The sequence below is a fragment of the Pseudomonas sp. ACM7 genome, from assembly GCF_004136015.1.
In the GTDB taxonomy this organism is placed as follows: Bacteria; Pseudomonadota; Gammaproteobacteria; order Pseudomonadales; family Pseudomonadaceae; genus Aquipseudomonas; species Aquipseudomonas frigoris.
On record NZ_CP024866.1, the window covers coordinates 4,378,067 to 4,397,422 of the forward strand.

Annotated in this window: 9 protein-coding genes; 7 read left to right on the top strand and 2 right to left on the bottom strand. The window is 58.5% G+C overall.

Translation table 11 applies throughout. The features are described from left to right. The first annotated feature begins 84 nt into the window (after nt 1–84). The 3 genes from CUN63_RS20810 (at nt 85) to CUN63_RS20825 (ending at nt 2,425) form a co-directional block, all read left to right on the top strand. Complete coding sequence (locus CUN63_RS20810) at nt 85–684, top strand: FMN-dependent NADH-azoreductase (protein WP_129442041.1); 600 nt, start codon at nt 85–87, stop codon at nt 682–684. Between the two features lie 365 nt (nt 685–1,049). Then, complete coding sequence (locus CUN63_RS20820; RefSeq protein ID WP_129442043.1) at nt 1,050–1,928, top strand: carboxylate/amino acid/amine transporter; 879 nt, start codon at nt 1,050–1,052, stop codon at nt 1,926–1,928. Then, nucleotides 1,925–2,425: a MepB family protein gene (locus CUN63_RS20825; protein ID WP_129442045.1), complete on the top strand. Its 501-nt coding sequence runs from the start codon at nt 1,925–1,927 to the stop codon at nt 2,423–2,425. The genes CUN63_RS20820 and CUN63_RS20825 overlap by 4 nt, the downstream gene beginning before the upstream one ends. A 104-nt stretch (nt 2,426–2,529) precedes the next feature. On the opposite strand, the gene CUN63_RS20830 is transcribed toward CUN63_RS20825, so the two are convergent. Further along, nucleotides 2,530–3,828, bottom strand: coding sequence for a mechanosensitive ion channel family protein (locus CUN63_RS20830; protein ID WP_129442047.1), 1,299 nt, complete (start codon nt 3,826–3,828; stop codon nt 2,530–2,532). Between the two features lie 193 nt (nt 3,829–4,021). Here CUN63_RS20830 and CUN63_RS20835 point away from each other — a divergent pair, with 193 nt between their 5' ends. Further along, entirely contained in the window at nt 4,022–5,368 is a 1,347-nt protein-coding gene (locus CUN63_RS20835) for a DEAD/DEAH box helicase (RefSeq protein ID WP_008153197.1), read from the top strand. A gap of 72 nt (nt 5,369–5,440) precedes the next feature. Here the strand turns inward: CUN63_RS20835 and CUN63_RS20840 are convergent, their stop codons facing one another. After that, the gene (locus CUN63_RS20840; protein WP_129442048.1) at nt 5,441–5,716 is read right to left on the bottom strand and encodes a hypothetical protein; all 276 of its coding nucleotides are present in this window, start codon (nt 5,714–5,716) and stop codon (nt 5,441–5,443) included. Nucleotides 5,717–6,097: 381 nt separating this feature from the next. On the opposite strand from CUN63_RS20840, the gene CUN63_RS20845 reads away from it, so the two are divergent. The 3 genes from CUN63_RS20845 to CUN63_RS20855 are packed head-to-tail and all read left to right on the top strand — an operon-like array spanning nt 6,098 to nt 19,211. Further along, nucleotides 6,098–17,833, top strand: coding sequence for a filamentous hemagglutinin N-terminal domain-containing protein (locus CUN63_RS20845; protein WP_129442050.1), 11,736 nt, complete (start codon nt 6,098–6,100; stop codon nt 17,831–17,833). A gap of 3 nt (nt 17,834–17,836) precedes the next feature. Beyond that, nucleotides 17,837–18,196, top strand: a complete 360-nt coding sequence (gene imm40, locus CUN63_RS20850) for an Imm40 family immunity protein (protein WP_129442052.1) — start codon at nt 17,837–17,839, stop codon at nt 18,194–18,196. Between the two features lie 37 nt (nt 18,197–18,233). Next, complete coding sequence (locus CUN63_RS20855; protein WP_129442054.1) at nt 18,234–19,211, top strand: IS5 family transposase; 978 nt, start codon at nt 18,234–18,236, stop codon at nt 19,209–19,211. The last annotated feature ends 145 nt before the right edge of the window (nt 19,212–19,356 follow it).

A 19,356-nucleotide genomic window follows, 5' to 3' on the forward strand; every position in this document is an offset into this window, starting at 1 on the left:
GTTATTTGCGCTTTTTCATCGATTTAACTCTGTTTAACCTTCACTCCATCGACCTACAGCATTCTCAGATGGAGGCTACATCCCATGTCCCGCGTTCTGATCATCGAAAGCAGCGCTCGTCAGCAAGACTCGGTTTCGCGTCAACTGACCCAGACCTTCATCAGCCAGTGGCAAACCGCGCACCCGAACGACCAGATCACCGTTCGTGACCTGGCCGTCAACCCGGTACCGCATCTGGACATCAACCTGCTGGGCGGCTGGATGAAAGCTGCCGAACAGCGCAACGACATCGAACAGGTTTCCCTGGAACGCTCCAACCAGTTGACCGACGAACTGCTGGCCGCCGATGTGCTGGTCATGGCCGCTCCGATGTACAACTTCGCCATCCCGAGCACCCTCAAAGCCTGGCTCGACCATGTGCTGCGTGCCGGCGTGACCTTCAAATACACCGACACTGGCCCGCAAGGCTTACTCAGCGGCAAGTGTGCCTACGTGCTGACTGCGCGCGGCGGGATCTACGCCGGCAGCCCGGCGGATCACCAGGAACCCTACCTGCGTCAGGTCATGGGCTTCATCGGGATTCACGACGTGACGTTCATTCACGCCGAAGGCATGAACCTGGGCGGTGACTTCCAGGAGAAAGGCCTGAGCCAGGCCAACGCCAAGCTTTCCCTCGTCGCCTGAGGCTTTAATCGCCAGATAATCCCTTGATGTTCAAGTGACCTGGCGCAACCTCTTCAAGGCTTTACGCGCATCGAACCTCCCTTTGCACTTGTTGCTCCTGAGTGCTGTAGCCCGATTGAACGCTTTAGCGAGATCGGGCTTTTTTTTGCCCGGGATTCGGGAGCGTGCACATAACCCCTGTGGGAGCGGGCTTGCTCGCGATTGCGGTGTGTCATTCAACATTGATACCGACTGGCACGCCCTCTTCGCGAGCAAGTCGAATCGTCGCACCGCCGCTCCCACATTAGTGGATTTGTGTGTTGCCTGACGATTCGCAGAGAAGAGTAAAAACCGCTATCGTCGCCGCCATTCGAAACGAGGCGAGCATGGGCTATCTACTTTTTGTCACGCTGATTCAGGCGTTTTCCTTCAGCTTGATCGGCGAATACCTGGCCGGTCATGTCGACAGTTACTTTGCGGTGCTGGTGCGAGTGGTACTGGCGGGGCTGGTGTTCATTCCGTTGACCCGCTGGCGTTCGGTTGAACCGGCGTTCATGCGCGGCATGCTGCTGATCGGCGCGTTGCAGTTCGGCGTGACCTACGTCTGTCTGTACCTGAGCTTTCGGGTGCTGACAGTGCCGGAGGTGTTGCTGTTCACCATCCTCACACCGCTGCACGTGACCTTGATCGAAGACGCGCTGAACCGGCGCTTCAATCCGTGGGCATTGGTCGCGGCACTGGTGGCGGTGATGGGCGCGGCGGTGATTCGCTACGACCGGATCAATCCCGATTTCTTCATGGGCTTCCTGCTGCTGCAACTGGCCAACTTCACCTATGCCGCCGGGCAGGTCCTGTACAAACATCTAGTGGCGCGCCATCCGAGCGATCTGCCGCATTATCGGCGCTTTGGTTACTTCTACCTGGGGGCATTGGCGGTGGCGTTGCCGGCGTTTCTGTTGTTCGGCAAACAGAACTTCCTGCCCGAAGCACCGCTGCAATGGGGTGTGCTGGTGTTCCTCGGGCTGGTCTCGACGGCGCTCGGGTTGTACTGGTGGAACAAAGGGGCGTGCCTGGTGAATGGCGGGACGCTCGCGGTGATGAACAACCTGCATGTGCCGGTGGGGTTGCTGATCAATCTGCTGATCTGGAATCAGCATGAAGCGCTGGGGCGGTTGTTTCTCGGTGGATCGGTGATTTTGATGGCAGTGTGGATCAGTCGGTTGGGCGTCAGGCGAGAAGTACTTCCGTTGCGGGAACGGCCATGACGGACCTGATCGACGCCATCGAGCAGATCTACAAGCCCGCAGGCATGACATTAACGGATGAAGCTCGGCGCGAGGAGGAGAGTGCCGACTACGGCGCCTGCCGCTTTGGCCTCGATGGCCAGGCGATGGTCTTCCGCGTAGCGAAAACCACGCCGACCAAGATTGGCCAATTCGTCACGCTCTGGAAGCGGCCAACGCCTGCCAGCGAGATTGCACCGCTCGACACCGGCGATGGCGTCGCCTTTGTGGTGGTGAGCGTTGCTGATGAAACCCATCGCGGGCAGTTTGTGTTTGACCGGGAGATATTGGCAGCCAAAGGGGTCATGTCGATTGATGGCGAAGGTGGCAAGCGGGCGATTCGTGTCTATCCGCCATGGTCCAGACCCGTCGCTAAACAAGCTATGAAGACGCAGCAGTGGCAGTTGACGTATTTCCTCGCGCTTGACCAAAGCGGTAATGCCGACCTCGTTCAGGTGCGCCGACCCCTTCAAGTCTAAACATACAAGCGAGCTTGCTCGCGATGGCTGAGTGTCAGGCAACATAGATGTCGCCTGACACTCAGCCATCGCGAGCAAGCTCGCTCCCACAAGGGATCTCAGTGTTACATGACGTGTTTTTCGGCCTCGGGAATGTGGCTTGCGCCCAACATTGCCGGTAACAACCCCGCCCGCAAATCCCCGCCACTGGGCTGCTGATAAAGGCTCAAGCCAAACTCCGGCAACACCGCCAGCAGGTAATCGAAAATATCCCCCTGAATCCGCTCGTAATCCGCCCACACGGTGGTGCGGGTGAAACAGTAGATCTCCAGCGGAATCCCCTGCGCAGTAGTCTGCATCTGGCGGACCATGCAGGTCATGTTCGACTGGATTTCCGGGTGACTCTTCAAATACGCCAATGCATACGCGCGGAAGGTCCCGATATTGGTCATCCGCCGACGGTTAGCCGACATCGCTGCAACGTTGCCCTGCGCTTCGTTCCACGCCTTGAGCTCGGCCTGCTTGCGACTGATGTAGTCGGTCAGCAGATGCACCTGGGACAGCTTCTGCTCTTCGTCATCGCGGATGAATCGCACGCCACTGGCGTCGATGAACAGGCTGCGCTTGATCCGTCGTCTACCGGACTGCTGCATCCCGCGCCAGTTCTTGAACGACTCGGACATCAGGCGCCAGGTCGGAATCGAAACGATGGTTTTATCGAAATTCTGCACCTTGACCGTGTGCAGCGTGATGTCGACCACGTCACCGTCGGCGCCGACTTGCGGCATCTCGATCCAGTCGCCGACCCGCAGCATGTCGTTGCTGGTCAGCTGCACGCTGGCGACGAACGACAGCAGGGTGTCCTTGTAGACCAACAAAATCACCGCCGACATGGCGCCCAGACCCGACAGCAGCAACAGCGGCGAGCGGTCGATCAGCGTGGCGACAATGATGATTGCGCCAAGCACGTACAAAACCATTTTCGTGAGCTGCACATAGCCTTTGATCGAGCGGGTACGGGCATGTTCGGTGCGCGCATAGATGTCGAGCAGGGCGCTGAGCAGGGCACTGACCGCCAACAGCAGGAACAGAATGGTGAATGCCAGCGCGACGTTTCCGAGGAAGATCAGACTGGTCTTGCCCAGCTCCGGCACCAGGTGCAAGCCGAACTGGATCACCAGCGAGGGTGTGATCTGCGCCAGACGATGAAAGACCTTGTTATGCCGAAAGTCATTGATCCAGTGCAATGCCGGCTGGCGACCGAGCATTTTGGTCACATGCAGAATGAGGTAGCGCGCCACTCGTCCGAGGACCAGCGCAACCACCAGCAATAGCACCAATGCCAGGCTGGAATGCAGGAGCGGGTGCTGATCGAGGGCACCCCAAAGGTCTTGGACGTTGAGCCAGAGCTGTTTGATATCCATGGGCAAAAACGGTTCTTCTGTAGGACGCGACGGGGCGATTAGAGCACTTAAGACGCTTTGGATGACGTTTGAGGACAAAAGACGCAACAAAAAAACCACTGTTTAGCGCCGTTTGTATAAAGAAACTCGGCCTTAGCGCTCGAAACCGTTACCCTATGCAGCTGTTTTTTTGTATTTCTTCGAGGTAGCACCCGTGTTTTCCCAATTCGCCCTGCACGAACGCCTGCTCAAAGCCGTGGCCGAGCTTAAATTTGTCGAGCCAACGCCTGTGCAAGCAGCGGCTATTCCGCTGGCGCTCCAAGGGCGTGACCTGCGGGTGACAGCGCAAACCGGCAGCGGCAAAACCGCCGCCTTCGTTTTGCCGATCCTCAACCGTCTGATCGGCCCGGCTAAAGTCCGCGTCAGCATCAAGACCCTGATCCTGCTGCCGACCCGCGAGCTGGCCCAGCAGACCATCAAGGAAGTTGAGCGTTTCGCTCAGTTCACCTTCATTAAGTCCGGCCTGATCACCGGCGGTGAAGACTTCAAGGTCCAGGCCGCCATGCTGCGCAAGGTGCCGGACATCCTGATCGGTACGCCGGGCCGGATGATCGAGCAACTGAACGCCGGCAACCTCGACCTCAAGGAAGTCGAAGTACTGGTCCTCGACGAAGCCGACCGCATGCTCGACATGGGCTTTGCCGAAGACGTCCAGCGTCTGGTGGAAGAGTGCACCAACCGCCAGCAGACCATGCTGTTCTCTGCCACCACCGGTGGTTCGGGCCTGCGCGAGATGGTCGCCAAGGTGCTGAACAACCCTGAGCACCTGCAGCTCAACAACGTCAGCGATCTGAATGCGACCACCCGTCAGCAGATCATCACCGCTGACCACAACCAGCACAAAGAACAGATCGTGAACTGGCTGCTGGCCAACGAGACCTATCAGAAGGCCATCGTGTTCACCAACACCCGGGCCATGGCCGACCGTATCTACGGCCGCCTGGTGGCGCAGGAATACAAAGCGTTCGTCCTGCACGGTGACAAAGACCAGAAAGACCGCAAGCTGGCCATCGACCGTCTGAAGCAGGGCGGCGTGAAAATCCTGGTTGCCACCGACGTCGCCGCTCGCGGCCTCGACGTGGAAGGCCTGGACCTGGTGATCAACTTCGACATGCCGCGCAGCGGCGACGAATACGTGCACCGCATCGGTCGTACCGGTCGCGCCGGCAACGATGGCCTGGCCATCTCGCTGATCTGCCACGGCGACTGGAACCTGATGTCGAGCGTCGAGCGCTACCTCAAGCAGAGCTTCGAGCGCCGCACCATCAAGGAAGTCAAAGGCACCTACGGCGGACCGAAAAAGGTCAAGGCCTCGGGCAAAGCCGTTGGCGTGAAGAAGAAAAAGGTCGACGCCAAAGGCGACAAGAAGAAAACCGGCGCCAAGGCCCCGACCAAACGCAAAATCGCCAACCGCCCGAAGACCGACGCCCTGTCGCTGGTCAGCAAGGACGGCATGGCGCCGCTCAAGCGCCGCAAGCCGGAAGCGCCGGCTGCTGAATAAAGCAGCGTCGTGATCCCATAAAAAAACCGGACCAATGTCCGGTTTTTTTATGCCTGGGATTCCTGAGCTGGATCAACCCTCGGTTTTCTTCTCCGCTGATTCCAGCTCCTTCAATCGCTGATCGATCAATTGGCACTTGTCCGGCAAATCCTTGCTCGCCGTCCCCAAATCCATTTTCTGTAACTCATCGTTGATCTCCTTGGCCTTGGCCGGATTTTGCTCGGTGAGCTTGGTCACTTCCTTGGCTAATTGTTCGCGTTTTTCAGTGGCTTCCTCGGGCGTGCAGGCCCAGATGGGGAGGGCGCAGGTGAGGGTGGCGGCGAGGGTGAGTTTCAGCAGGGTTTTCATGGAGTGGGCCTCAATATCTGCATCGCGACGATATTGAGTGGAGGGTCGAGCGCTCTCAAAAGTTCAGGGAATTTGCGAAGACCAGCGGCCTAGAGCGTTGGTGAAAAAAACCTGAAATCAACTTATTGACGTCAGAATGATGGCAACTTAACATCGCGCCACTAGATTGATATCACGTTGTCATTTCGAGGGATCGAACAGTCCTGACGCCTGCCGTCGCGAAGGACAGTGCAGCCTGCCCTGGACGTCCTGACCGGGGCGCGCACTTATCCCTTTTGAAGTCCGACCCGCTGCGAGCACCCATCGTGCCGGCAGTGACGGGATTGCTTTGCCTTCGATTTTTGTCTTCCACCATCGCTCCGACGAAACGAGATCTTTGACATGGACGTTCGCCACTATGCCCTCCTCGCTGGCCAGCCCTCTGCTGCGGTCAAAAACCGTGAGCGCTTCTGGGGTATGCCCAAGCGCGGGTTGGCGTTCCTGTTGGCCAACGTCATGTTCTGGCAACCGATGTGGGCCCAGGCCGAGGGGATCGTTGTGGCGACGCCGGGCACTAGTCTCGGTCAGGCGGGCAACGGTGTGGCGATCGTCAATATCGCCACGCCAAATGGCACCGGGCTGTCGCATAACCAGTTCCACGATTACAACGTCGGCACCCAGGGCGTGATCCTCAACAACGTCGCCAACCAGACCGGCGCGACGCAGTTGGGCGGGATCATCGTCGGCAACCCCAACCTGACCAACCGGATCGCGGCGCAAACCATCCTCAACGAAGTGATCGGCGGAAGCCCCAGCCAGTTGCGCGGTTACACCGAAGTGGCGGGGCAGTCGGCACGCGTCATCGTCGCCAACCCGTATGGCATCAGTTGCAACGGTTGCGGTTTCATTAACACCCCGCGTGTGACATTGACCACCGGCAAACCCGTGCTCGACGGCGGCGGTCGTCTGGATCGCTTCCAGGTCGATCAGGGCAGCATCGCCATCGAAGGTGCCGGACTCAACGCCACGAACGTCGACCGCTTCGAAATCATCACCCGCAGCGCGAAAATCAACGCCGAGATTCAGGCGAACAACCTGACCCTCATCGCCGGGCGCAACGACGTCAACGCCGACAGCCTCAACGCCACCGCCCGCGCCGACGACGGCAGCGCCAAGCCGGGGCTGGCTATCGACTCCTCGGCCTTGGGCGGCATGTACGCCGGGGCGATCAAACTGGTGGGCACCGAAGCCGGGGTCGGGGTGAAACTCGACGGCAAACTGATTGCCAGCGGCGGCGACATTCAGCTCGATGCCAACGGGCACTTGAGCCTGGTCGACACCTCGGCCACCGGCGCCGTTATCGTCAAAGCCGCGAGCCTCGACGCCCGCGGTCCGGTTTATGCCGGATCCGCGCTGAACGTTCAAACCAAGGGCAACCTGACCAACCAGCAAACCCTCGCCGCCCGCGACAGCATCATGTTGAGCGCCGGTGGTCAGTTGACCAACAGCGGCGTCATCGAGGCCGGGGTTAACGCCGACAGCAGCCGCAACGCCAACGGTGATGTGAGCCTGACGGCGCAAAATCTCAACAACAATGGAAAAAGCGTGGTTGCCAGTCGCAACCTGTCGGTCAATACCGCGCAGACCCTGAGCAACCAGGGCGGCACGTTGAGCGCCGCGCAAACCGCAAACATTACCGCCGGCACACTAGATAACCGGAACAATGGTCGGGTATTGAGCACGGGGGCGCTGAACATCACGGCCAATCAGGCGTTTAACGCAAGCGGGGTCATCAACAGTGTCGGCAATCTGACGGGCACTTTCGGTCAGATGAACAACAGCAACGGTGAAATCTCCAGCACCCGCATCACCCGGCTCAACGCCATTACGCTGAACAACCAAAGTGGCCAGGTCCTGGGCGACCTTGGCTTGAACATTGACCTCAGCGGCGCGCTGGATAACCGGGACGGTTTGCTCGGTTCAGGCAAGCAGGTTGAACTCAAAGCCGCCAGCATCGACAACCGCGACGCGGGCGTGATCGTCAGCGACGGTAGCCTCACCGCGCGCATCAGCGGTTTGCTGGATAACCAGAACGAGGGCGAGATCAGCGCCAAGGGCGCAATCGATGTACGCAGCGGCAGCCTCGACAACCGCGGTGGCAAAGTCAGCGGTAAAGACACGCTGACCGTCAGCAGCGACTCTGCTGATAACCGTGGCGGGGTGATCCAGGCCGACAAACAGCTGAAACTGCAAATCAGCCAACTGGATAACCGCGATAAAGGTTTGATCAGTGGCAAGGCCGGTATCGCTTATGACGGTACTCGCCTGGACAACAGTGCCGGTTTGCTCAGTGCCATCGGCGCGGTCACCCTCAACGCCGATGAAGTGCAAAACGCGGCCGGGCGGATCTCCAGCCAAAGTGACCTCACTGCCAACATTGGGCTGCTGCAACAACAAGGCGGGGCATTGGTTGCCCAAGGCAATCTGAGCCTGACCGGCACGACCCTCGATAACCGCAACGGCGGCCTGGTCGGCACCACTAAAGCGCTGACGCTGAAAGTCGGCGACATCGACAACCGTGCAGGCGAGCTCTCCAGCGGCTTGTTGCTGAACATCAAAGGTCAGCGCCTGGACAACAGTGATGGCGGGAAAGTGCTGGCCGCGACCCATCTGGAAATGGTCGTTGCCAAACTGATTAACCAGAATAAAGGCCAGATCGTCGCCAAGGGCGCAACGACGCTGACCGGCACCACGCTGGATAATACTGGCGGCACCTTCGACAGCCTCAATGGTTTGGTGATCACCCTCGACGATGCCTTGCTCAATGGCCAAGGGCTGATCAGCAGCGAAGGGATTTTGACCATCAACGCGGCCAGCCTCGACAACAGCGCCGGCAGCCTGGGCAGTGCCGGTGCGTTGTCCGTGACCAGTCGTGGCGCCTTGGTCAATCAGAGTGGCTCGATCAGCACCGACAACACTTTGACCCTTGATAGCGCCAGCCTGGATAACAGCCAGAAAGGCCTGATATCCGGCAAAGACACCACCCGCGTCGTCACTGGCAACGTTGATAACAGTCAGGGCGGGCGTCTCATCAGTGGCGCCACGCTGGAGCTCACTGCCAAGCAGGTTAATAACGCCACCGGACGCATTGCCAGCCAGCAAGCATTAACCGCCTCGGTCACCGGGCTTGACCAACAGGGCGGTGAACTGTTCAGCCAAACCAGCCTGAGCCTGGACCTGAACAACGGTCAACTGAACAACCAGGGCGGTCTGATCAACGCGCCGTTGCTGATGTTGAAAAACCTCAAGGACGTCAACAACCAGCACGGTGAAATTTCCAGCGCTCAAGCCTTCACACTGGCCGCTCAAAACCTGGACAACAGCAACGGCAAATTGCTGAGCAATCAGGGTCTGACCCTGCGCATCGCACAAGCCTTGAACAACCTCAAAGGCGTGATCTCCGCCTCTTCCCTCGATAGCCACAGCGCCAGCCTCAACAACAGCGAAGGCTTGATCAGCAGTCACGACCGGCTGGAACTCACCACTGACAACACACTGGATAACCAGCAAGGTGCGGTCATCGCTGACGGTGAACTGCTGCTTACTGCCGACACCCTGGACAACCTTGGCGGCGATATTGCCGGCAAGGCCGACGCCACCGTTCAGGTCAAAACCCTGAATAACCAGAAAGGCAAATTGATCACCACCGGTGTGCTCAAGCTGACCGCCGATACCCTCGATAACCGCCAAAAAGGTCTGCTGGGGTCCACCAAAGCCATGACCCTGACGGTCGATGACCTCGATAACCGCGGCGGCGAAGTCAGCACCAACGCCGACTTGTCGGTCACCGGCACAAAACTCGACAACAGCGATGGCGGCCAGATTTTCACCGGTCAGGCACTGACCCTCACCGTGGATCAGTTGCTCAACCGCAACAAAGGCCTGCTCAGCGCCACCACCGCGCTGAACCTGCAAGGGCGTTTGCTGGATAACAGCGGCGGCCATTTGCTCAGCGTGCAAAACATGCACTTGAACCTGACCGGCGCATTCGACAACAGCCTGGGCGAGGTCGGCAGCGAAGGTGCGTTGACCGTCAAAACCACGCAACTGACCAACACCGAGGGCAGTCTTTCCAGCGCGGCCGGCCTGAAGCTCACCAGCGACGGCAGCGTCAGCAACCAGGGCGGTGCAGTGGTCACCGATGGTGCACTCACACTCAACAGTGCCAGCCTCGACAACCGCCAGCAAGGCAACATCAGCGGCAAAGGCGCGGTGACGGTCACCACCGGCGCGTTCGATAACAGTCAGGGCGGGCGACTCAACAGCGCCAGTACCCTGAACCTCGTCGCGGGCCAAGTCACCAACCGGGCCGACGGCCGTATCGGCAGCGAGGGCGCCTTGACCGCTTCGGTCACCGGGCTGGATCAGCAGGGTGGCAAGCTGTTCAGCAACAGCAGCCTCAGCCTGGACCTGAACAACGGCCAACTGAATAACCAGAACGGGCTGATTAATGCTCCCGGTACCTTGCTGCTCAAACAACTTAAGGGTGTTAACAACACGGGCGGCGAAATTTCCAGTACCGAAGCCTTCACGCTAACTGCGCAAAGCCTGGACAACAGCAACGGCAAATTGCTGAGCAATCAGGGCTTGACCCTGCGCATCGCCAACGCGCTGGATAACATCAAAGGCCTTATCGGCGCGGCGTCCCTTGACGCGCACGCCGCCAGCGTGAACAACAGCGGCGGTAGCCTGACCAGCCGCGGCGATCTCGAACTGACCGTCGACGGTGTGTTGCGCAACGATGCCAAGGGCCTGATCAACGCGGCTCAGCTACTCAAAATCGGTAGCGCCGAATTCAATAACCAGAGCGGCACCGTGCTCGGCGTCAGCGCCGTCATCCTCGATGCCATGGCGCTGAACAACCGTGATGGCGGCTTGATTAACAGCCAGGGCAACCTGACCCTGATCGCCACCAGTCTGGACTCTAGCAACGACGGCGAAGTCTCGGCCAAGGGCAACATCGACCTGACTCTGACGTCCCTGACCCAGAACGGTGGTCGCCTGCTCGGCGACAAAGCCGTCACTGTGGAGCTGGCCAACGGCGACTTCGACAATCGCAACGGCCTGCTCACGGCCAAGGGACCGCTGACCCTCAAGCGCCTTCGCGATCTCAACAACCAGAACGGCGAAATCTCCAGCAACCTCGGTTTTGATGTGATTGCCCGCGCCTTGGATAACAGCGCCGGCAAGCTGATCAGCAATCAGCTACTGACCGTCAACGGCACCGCCCTGGTCAACCAGAAGGGACTGATCTCCGGCTGGCAGGGCCTGACCGTCAACGGCGATAGCCTCGATAACCGCGACAGCGGCACACTCTCGAGTCGCAACGGTGATGTTGCCGTGGACCTCAAGGGCGCCTTGCTCAACAGCAATGCCGGAGCATTGGTCGGTCAGGGCAGCCTGAACGTCAAAGCGAGCACACTGGATAACAGCAACAAGGGCATTCTCAGCAGCGCGGCGGGGCAGACACTCACCCTGACGTCGCTCAACAACAACCAGGGCGGCCTGATCGACAGCGGCGCCGCACTGGACATCACCGCCGGCGCATTGACCAACGCGGGCGGCACGATCAACGCACAAGAGGCGATCAATGCCACGGCCACCGGCCTGGACAACACGGCCGGGAGCATCGCCGGCAATGGCGCGGTGACGCTGGATCTGCTTGGTGCATTGACCAATACCCGCGGCAAGCTGGCCGGTGCCGGACCGGTGCTGATCAAGCGCGTGACCGATCTCGCTAACCAGAACGGCCAACTCGCCAGCCAAAGCACACTGACCCTCCTGACCGGTTCGCTGGACAACAGCAACAACGGCACCATCGCCGCCAAAGACGCGTTGCAGATCACCGCCAGCGGCGCGGTACGCAATGACGCTAATGGTTTGATCTACAGCCAGAACGCCGGCCTGAACCTGCAAGCCGCCAGCCTGGCCAACGGCAAAGGCGCGATCCAGAGCCAGAACGGTCTGACCCTCGACGTCAGCGGCAACCTCGATAACCAGAGCGGCAAAGTCATTGCCGAGAACGGCGTGGTGACGGTCAAAGCCGCCAGCATCGACAACCGCGGCGGCGTGCTGTCGAGTATCAAAGGCGCCCTTGAAGCACGAACCGTTGGCGTATTGCGTAACGGCTACGACCTCAACAACAACCGTCAGGGCGGGATCATTCAAGGCCAGGGCCTGACGCTGTCGGCACTGGCCGGCCTGGACAACAACGGCGGACGGATCTCGGCGCAAGCCACTGACGCGAGCATCACCACCGCCGCGTTCGACAACCGTAATGGCGTGCTCTATGCCAAGGGCCTGGTCGGCGTGACCGGCATCAGTCTGGACAACGGTAACGGTCAGATTGCCGGCAACCGCATCGACCTCAGCCTCAGCGGCGCCCTGAGCAACCGTGCCGGTATCGTTGAAAGCGACACCACGCTGACCGTCAAAGCGGCTAGCGTCGATAACCAGACGGGCCGGCTTCGCTCTCTGGGCACTACCGGCAAGACCAGCTTCCAGATCGGCGGTTTGCTGGATAACCGCAATGGCGTACTCGAGACCGCCAACACCGACCTGACCTTGGCCGTTGGCAGCTTTCTGAATGCCGGTGGCCAACTCAATCACGTCGGTCGTGGCCGATTTGATATCTCCACCGCCAACGTCATCGGCGCCGGAGGCGGCATCACCACCGGCGGCACGCTGGATCTGAATGCCGACACCTGGGCCAACTCCAGCGTCATCCAGGCCGGGCGCTTGAACGTTAACGTCAATAATTTCAGTCAGACCGCGAGTGGCAAGTTGCTGGCCTCTGACTACTTGCAAGCTCGTGGTGGTAACTGGACCAATGATGGCCTGATCGCCAGCGATGGCGTGTTGGATATGCAGTTGGGCGGCAGTTACAGCGGCAACGGGCGGATGTCGAGCATTGGCGGTCTTTCCCTGACCGCGGCACAACTGAGCCTGAACGCAGCCTCAAGCATCGCGGGTGGTGGTGATTCCACGGTCAAAGTTGGCGGACAACTGACCAACGCCGGGCGGCTGACTTCCAATGCCGACCTGACTGTCGAAGCCGGTAGCCTGAACAACACCGGCACACTGGGCAGTTCGCAAGCGCTTCTGATCAAAACGCCTAACCTGATGAATGATCGCGGCCTGATCTTCAGCGGTCAGAACACTGCACTGGAAGTCGGCAGCCTCACCAACAATTACGGCGACTTCTACAGCCTCGCTGACCTGACCATTAAGGGCTACGCGGGTGCGGCGCGAGCCAACGTCTTGGAGAATATTTCCGGGGTGATGGAGAGTGTCGGCAACATGTCGATCAATGCCACGACCCTGAACAACCGTGGCGACAAGTTTGAGGTGACGCGCAAGCTGGTGTCCGGCTTCATTGCGGTTCACTGCAATGATTGCCGCGGGGATACCTATTCCGTCGACTACGGCCTGCGGGAAATTTACGAAGGCTCGGTCTCCGATCAGTCGCCCGGGGCAAAGTTGACCTCGGGCGGCAACTTCACGTTCAACGGCGGTGACTTCCTCAATAGCCGCAGCGAAGTGGTCGCGGCTAGCAATATCACGATCAACGCCAACAACTTCACCAATCTCGGTGCGTCAGCTGGCACCATCGAACGTACGCGGATCTTCACCGCACCGGGGATAACCGACGGTACTCATACCCGTTTCGTCCTGGGCGATCTCTGGGAATACAACAAACGCAATGACAACGGCCCATTGACCTTTCACTACATTGACAATACCGGGCAGTTTCGCACCACCAATTATGCAACTGAGGAGTACACCCTCAAGGGGAGTTTTGAGTATCGCAGCATCCTTGTGGACAGTGAAACCGGCAAGAAGCTGATAGGCTACGGCGGCGCGCGTCACCCTGACCGTTATGAGCAATCGGAGTACGACCCGAACAATCTGCTTTCGATACCCACTCGGCTTGCTAACTATGCGGTGGTCAGCGACGTTGAGGTGTCCCGCGACGGCGGCGCTGTTCAATCGGCCATCGTTCAGGCAGGTGGCAAAGTCAGCATCAACGCCGCGCAGAACCTCACCAATAGTGTGATCCACCAGGATTACGGCTTCAGCGCCGGCGTTGATCGTCGACAAAATACCCAAGGTGGCGGGACCGGCAAACCGCTGCTGGTGCACCTTAACAGCCAACTGCCACCAGACCTTTCACAGCAGCAAGTCAACCCGCTGACATTGCCGGGCTTTAGCCTTCCCTCCGGGGAGAACGGCCTGTTTCGCCTTAGTGAACAGGGCGCAAGCAGTCTTCCAGCGGGGGTAGGGACACAGCATCCGTCGAACTGGATTGTGGGCAGTGAAAACGTCAGCACCCTGGGACACGTGGTCGCCGCATCCAGCGGTGGCCCGCGCAGCTTGCTGGTAGACAGTCCTGTGGCCGTCTCCAGCAGTGATCGCGCCGTCGACCCGGTCAGGCGTCCACCGACGGTGGCGGCGGGTGTCGCCAGCACACTCGACGTTTCCGTGACGTCGACCGCTCCTCGCACGGGCGGACTCGGCGACGATATGAAGAGCTCGTTTGACAACCGCCCCGTGACGCGCGTCACCGGCTTGCCGGACGTGAAAGCGCCGGCCAACGGTCACAAATACCTGATCGAAACCAATCCGGTACTCACCAACCTCAAGCAGTTCATGAGTTCGGATTACCTGCTGAGCAACCTCGGCTACGACCCGGACACCAGCGCCAAACGCCTGGGCGACGGTCTCTACGAACAGCGCCTGATCCAGCAAGCGGTCGTCGCTCGCACCGGCCAACGCTACATCGACGGCCAGACCACCGACGAAGGCCTGTTCAAGTACCTGATGAACAACGCCATCGCCAGCAAGGACGCCCTCAATCTGTCGATGGGTGTCAGCCTTACCTCGCAACAAGTCGCGGCGCTGACCCACGACATCGTCTGGCTCGAAGAGCACGAAGTGAATGGCGAAAAAGTCCTGGTGCCGGTGCTCTATCTGGCACAGGCCGAAGGCCGTCTCGGCCCGACCGGTGCGCTGATCGCCGGTAAAGACGTGACGCTGATCGCCGGTCAGAACCTCGATAACGTCGGTACGTTGCGCGCCACCAATAACCTGTCGGCGACGGCGGGCAAGGACCTGGTCAACAGCGGCTTGATTCAGGCGGGTAATCGCCTGGACGTGCTGGCGGGTAATGACGTCATCAACAAGTCGGGCGGTATTCTTGCTGGTCGTGACGTGAGCGTGAACGCGATCATGGGTGACGTGCTCAACGAGCGCACCATTACTTCGCAAGACAACAAAACGCGCTTCGGTACGCAACATCACGATTTCGCTGACAGCGCCGCGCGCATTGAAGCCGCCAATGACCTCAATGTCTCGGCGGGGCGGGACATCAACAATATTGGTGGTGTGCTGCAAAGCGGCCGTGACATAGACCTGAATGCCGGACGGGATCTCAACGTCTCCTCGGCGCAGGTCACCAACAGTGTGTTCCGCGATAGCAGGCACAACAGCAGCGACATCACCCAATTGGGTGCCACCGTCAGCGCCGGCCGTGACCTGTCGGCCCAGGCTGGGCGTGATATCAGCGTGATCGCCAGCCAGATTGATGCCAAACGCGACATCGCGATGTCGGCAACCGATAACCTGATCATCAGTTCTGCGGCGGACGAAGAGCACTCCCTGTCCAAGAGCAAAAAGCTCACCCGGCAGGAAGATCATGTCAGCCAGGTCATGTCGGGTATTACGGCGGGCGGCGACGTGGCATTGGGTGCCGGTCAGAATCTCGCCGTGGTCTCCAGCCGCATTACTGCCGGCGACGAAGCGTATCTGGTGGCGGGCGACAGCCTCGACATTCTCGCGGCGCAGGACACCGATTACTCGCTATACGACAAAAAGAAAAAAGGCTCCTTCGGCTCGAAGAAAACCAAGCGCGATGAAGTCACCGATGTGAAAAACATCGGCAGCGAAATCACCTCCGGCGGCAACATGGTGCTCGCCAGTGGCGGCAATCAACATTACCAGGCCGCCAAGCTCGACAGCGGCAATGACTTGACCATCAGCAGTGGCGGGGCCATCACGTTCGAGGGTGTGAAGGACCTGCATCAGGAGAGCCACGAGAAAAGTGATACCAGCCTGTCCTGGAACTCAATGTCGGGCAAAGGCAATACCGACGAGACCCTGCGGCAAAGTCAATTGGTGGCTCAGGGGCAATTGGTGATCAAGGCGGTTGATGGCCTGAACATCGATATCAAACAGATTAATCAGAAATCGGTCAGCCAGACCATTGATGCAATGGTGCAGGCAGATCCACAACTTGCGTGGCTTAAAGAGGCCGAGAAGCGTGGGGATGTGGATTGGCGTCTGATCAAGGAGACACACGAGTCCTTTAAATACAGCAACTCCAGCCTGGGCCAGGGCGCGATGTTGGTGATCATCATTATTGTCACTGTCCTGACGGCCGGAGCCGCGAGTGCGGCTGCGGGGACTGCCGCCGGCGCGACGGCGGGTTCAGGGACTGCCATGGCAGCAGCGGGTACGGCATCCGCCTCGGCAGTGGCCGGCGGCGCTGCAGTCGGTTCAACCGTGGGGGCGGGGTTGGGGAACATGATGGCTTCCGCCGTGTTGACCTCCATGGCCAGCACTGCGGCCGTCAGCACGATCAACAACAAAGGCAATGTCGGAGCAGCTTTCAAAGACGTCTTCTCTTCTGACAACCTCAAAGGTTATGTGCTCGCAGGTGTCACCGCAGGCATCGCCGCACAATTCGGCTTTAACCCTACGGAGTTGACGTTCGATTCGGCCGATGCCAAGGCCGTGGCAATCAAGATTGCAGCCGACACAGTGGCCAAAACGGCAATTATGGGCGGTAGCCTGACGAACAATCTGGTCGACGCGACGGTAGGGGCCGGGATCAGTATTGGTGGGGCACTTGCGGCCAACAAAATTGGCGATGTAACCCTGTTTGAAAACGGCAAGTTGACAAAACTCGCGATGCACGCGGCTCTCGGCGGCCTGATGGCTGAGGCCATGGGGGGCGACTTTCGTACGGGGGCTCTGGCTGCAGGGGCAAATGAAGCGGTTGTGGACTTCCTGGCCGACAAGTTGTTACCGGTCGGGGTCGACAGAAATAGCCTCGAGTATCAACAAGGGGTTAGTAAGCTGCTGGCGGCCTCCCAACTGGTCGGCGTGTTGACGGCGGCCGTTACGGGAGGCGATGCCTCCGCCGCCGCTGCAGTGACGGCAAACGCAACGCAATACAACAACCTCGACCATCCGTCGGCTGAGCGATTGCTTAAAGAGCTTCAGGGCTGCCGGGCGACTCAAGGGTGTACTGCCGAAAACATCCGCGAAATCGTTGGACAGTACGAAAAACTGTCGAGCCAGCGCTCGATGGCTATTAACGCCTGCGGAAACAGGGCGTGTGTGGAGGATATTCAGAAAAGTGCGGTCTCGCTGGAGACACCCGTTGCCAAGGACTTGATGGATTTCCTGCGGCGTAATATTTCATATGACATGGCAGGGCTGCTAACGGGAAATCCAGGATTGATTGCAGTCCCATCGCAGGGGGTTGATCCGTGGGGAGCAATGTTTACTTCGGATAAGCAGATGGCTTTCGCGAAGTACGTCAAGGAAGGCTGGCTGACACCTGATGAAACGGCAGGCATCGATCAATGGGTCAAGGACACTAGTTGGCTTGATGTGCAGGCTGGGAAGCAATTGTCTCTGCAGGATCGAGCGAACATGATGACCGGGCTGACATCTGCGGCTGCGATGGCGCTCATTGGTCGGAATCCGGCGGGTGCAGGTGGAGTCGGTGCAAAAGGGGTAAGTTCGGTTGCAGATGATTTCTTCGCGGGAACTAAATATACGGATAAGGTTGTAGGCCAAATTAAAATAGGCGATCTACATGCGTTCCCGGAAAGTGTCAAAGCATTCCAAGGCTCTGGGCAAGTGACGAAGATCACTGGAGGGGATGGGGTCGTGAGGGATATGCTGAAAATTCCCGGCGAGTACCGTGGCAAGCAAGGTGTATTCGAATTCATAAAGGAATCGGATGGGTCAATCAATCATCGTCTATTTAAACCGAGTTCGGGGCAGTGAAGTATGAATAATATTTGGTCGAGTGAGGTTGATGTCATTCTAAGTGTCGGTGTGCCCCTAGAGTGCATTGGAATAAAAAATTGGGCTTTAAGTCGTAATGAAGCGATATCTGCTATTTGTGAACTTGAAACTCATGGAATACCTATACTAGGTGGCGATGTATATCATTTGGTTAATGGGGCGGCTGAGCAAACATACGACAATTGGTACTGTGACCGAGATGCAAATGAACTGGCTTCAGAGTTTTTAAGACGCAGTGTGAGTAAAGCAAAAAGCTATATCGAGAATTACGAAGTGGATGGTGCTTTGTTTGCGATAGTGCCTATGATTGGAAACTCTGAAAAAGACATCCAGATTTGGTGAAATACGCACCTCGCACAAACTGAGCGGTTGAACCCCGATGAAACAGATGTCCTTCGCCGATGCCGAATATGCCGGAAAACGTAAGCAGACCCGCCGCGAGCGCTTCCTGATCGAGATGGATCAGGTGGTGCCTTGGAAGGGCCTGATTGCCTTGATCGAGCCACACTATCCGAAGGGCGAAGGTGGCCGTCCGGCGTATCCGTTGATGGCTATGTTGCGGGTTCATCTAATGCAGAATTGGTTCGGCTACAGCGATCCGGCAATGGAAGAATCACTGTATGAAACGACCATTCTGCGTCAGTTCGCGGGGTTGAGTCTGGATCGGATTCCCGATGAAACCACGATCCTCAACTTCCGGCGCTTGTTGGAGAAACATGAGTTGGCGGGCGGAATCTTGCAGGTTATCAACGGCTATCTGGGTGACCGTGGCTTGATGCTGCGCCAAGGCACGGTGGTCGATGCGACGATCATTCATGCGCCGAGTTCGACCAAGAACAAGGNCGGTAAACGCGACCCGGAAATGCATCAGACGAAGAAAGGAAACCAATATTTCTTCGGGATGAAAGCGCACATCGGCGTCGACGCCGAATCCGGCTTGGTGCATAGCCTGGTGGGCACCGCAGCGAATGTAGCGGACGTGACACAGGTCGATCAGTTACTGCACGGCGAGGAAACTTATGTGCGCGGGGATGCGGGTTACACCGGAGTGGACAAACGCCCAGAGCATCAGGACCGCAAGATGATCTGGTCGATTGCGGCACGCCCGAGCAGCTATAAAAAGCACGCTAAAAAGAGTTTGATCGGGCGTATGCGACGCAAGATCGAACACGCGAAAGCGCAGGTCCGGGCCAAGGTTGAACATCCGTTTCGCGTGATCAAGCGCCAGTTTGGCTATACGAAAGTGCGCTTTCGTGGCTTGTCGAAAAACATCGCTCAACAGACAACCTTGTTCGCTTTGTCGAATCTGTGGATGGTGCGAAAACGGTTGATGGGTATGGGCGAGGTGCGTCTGTAATGCAGGCTGATCGCCCTGAAGCAGCGCGACTAGAGGAAAGAACCATGAATTAAGGACAGGAAAGGCCTGTTTTTCGACCGACTCATGATTTTTTGAACCTCAAGCAGAGAGGGCATGAAAAATCGGTGGGTACTTCAGACCTTCC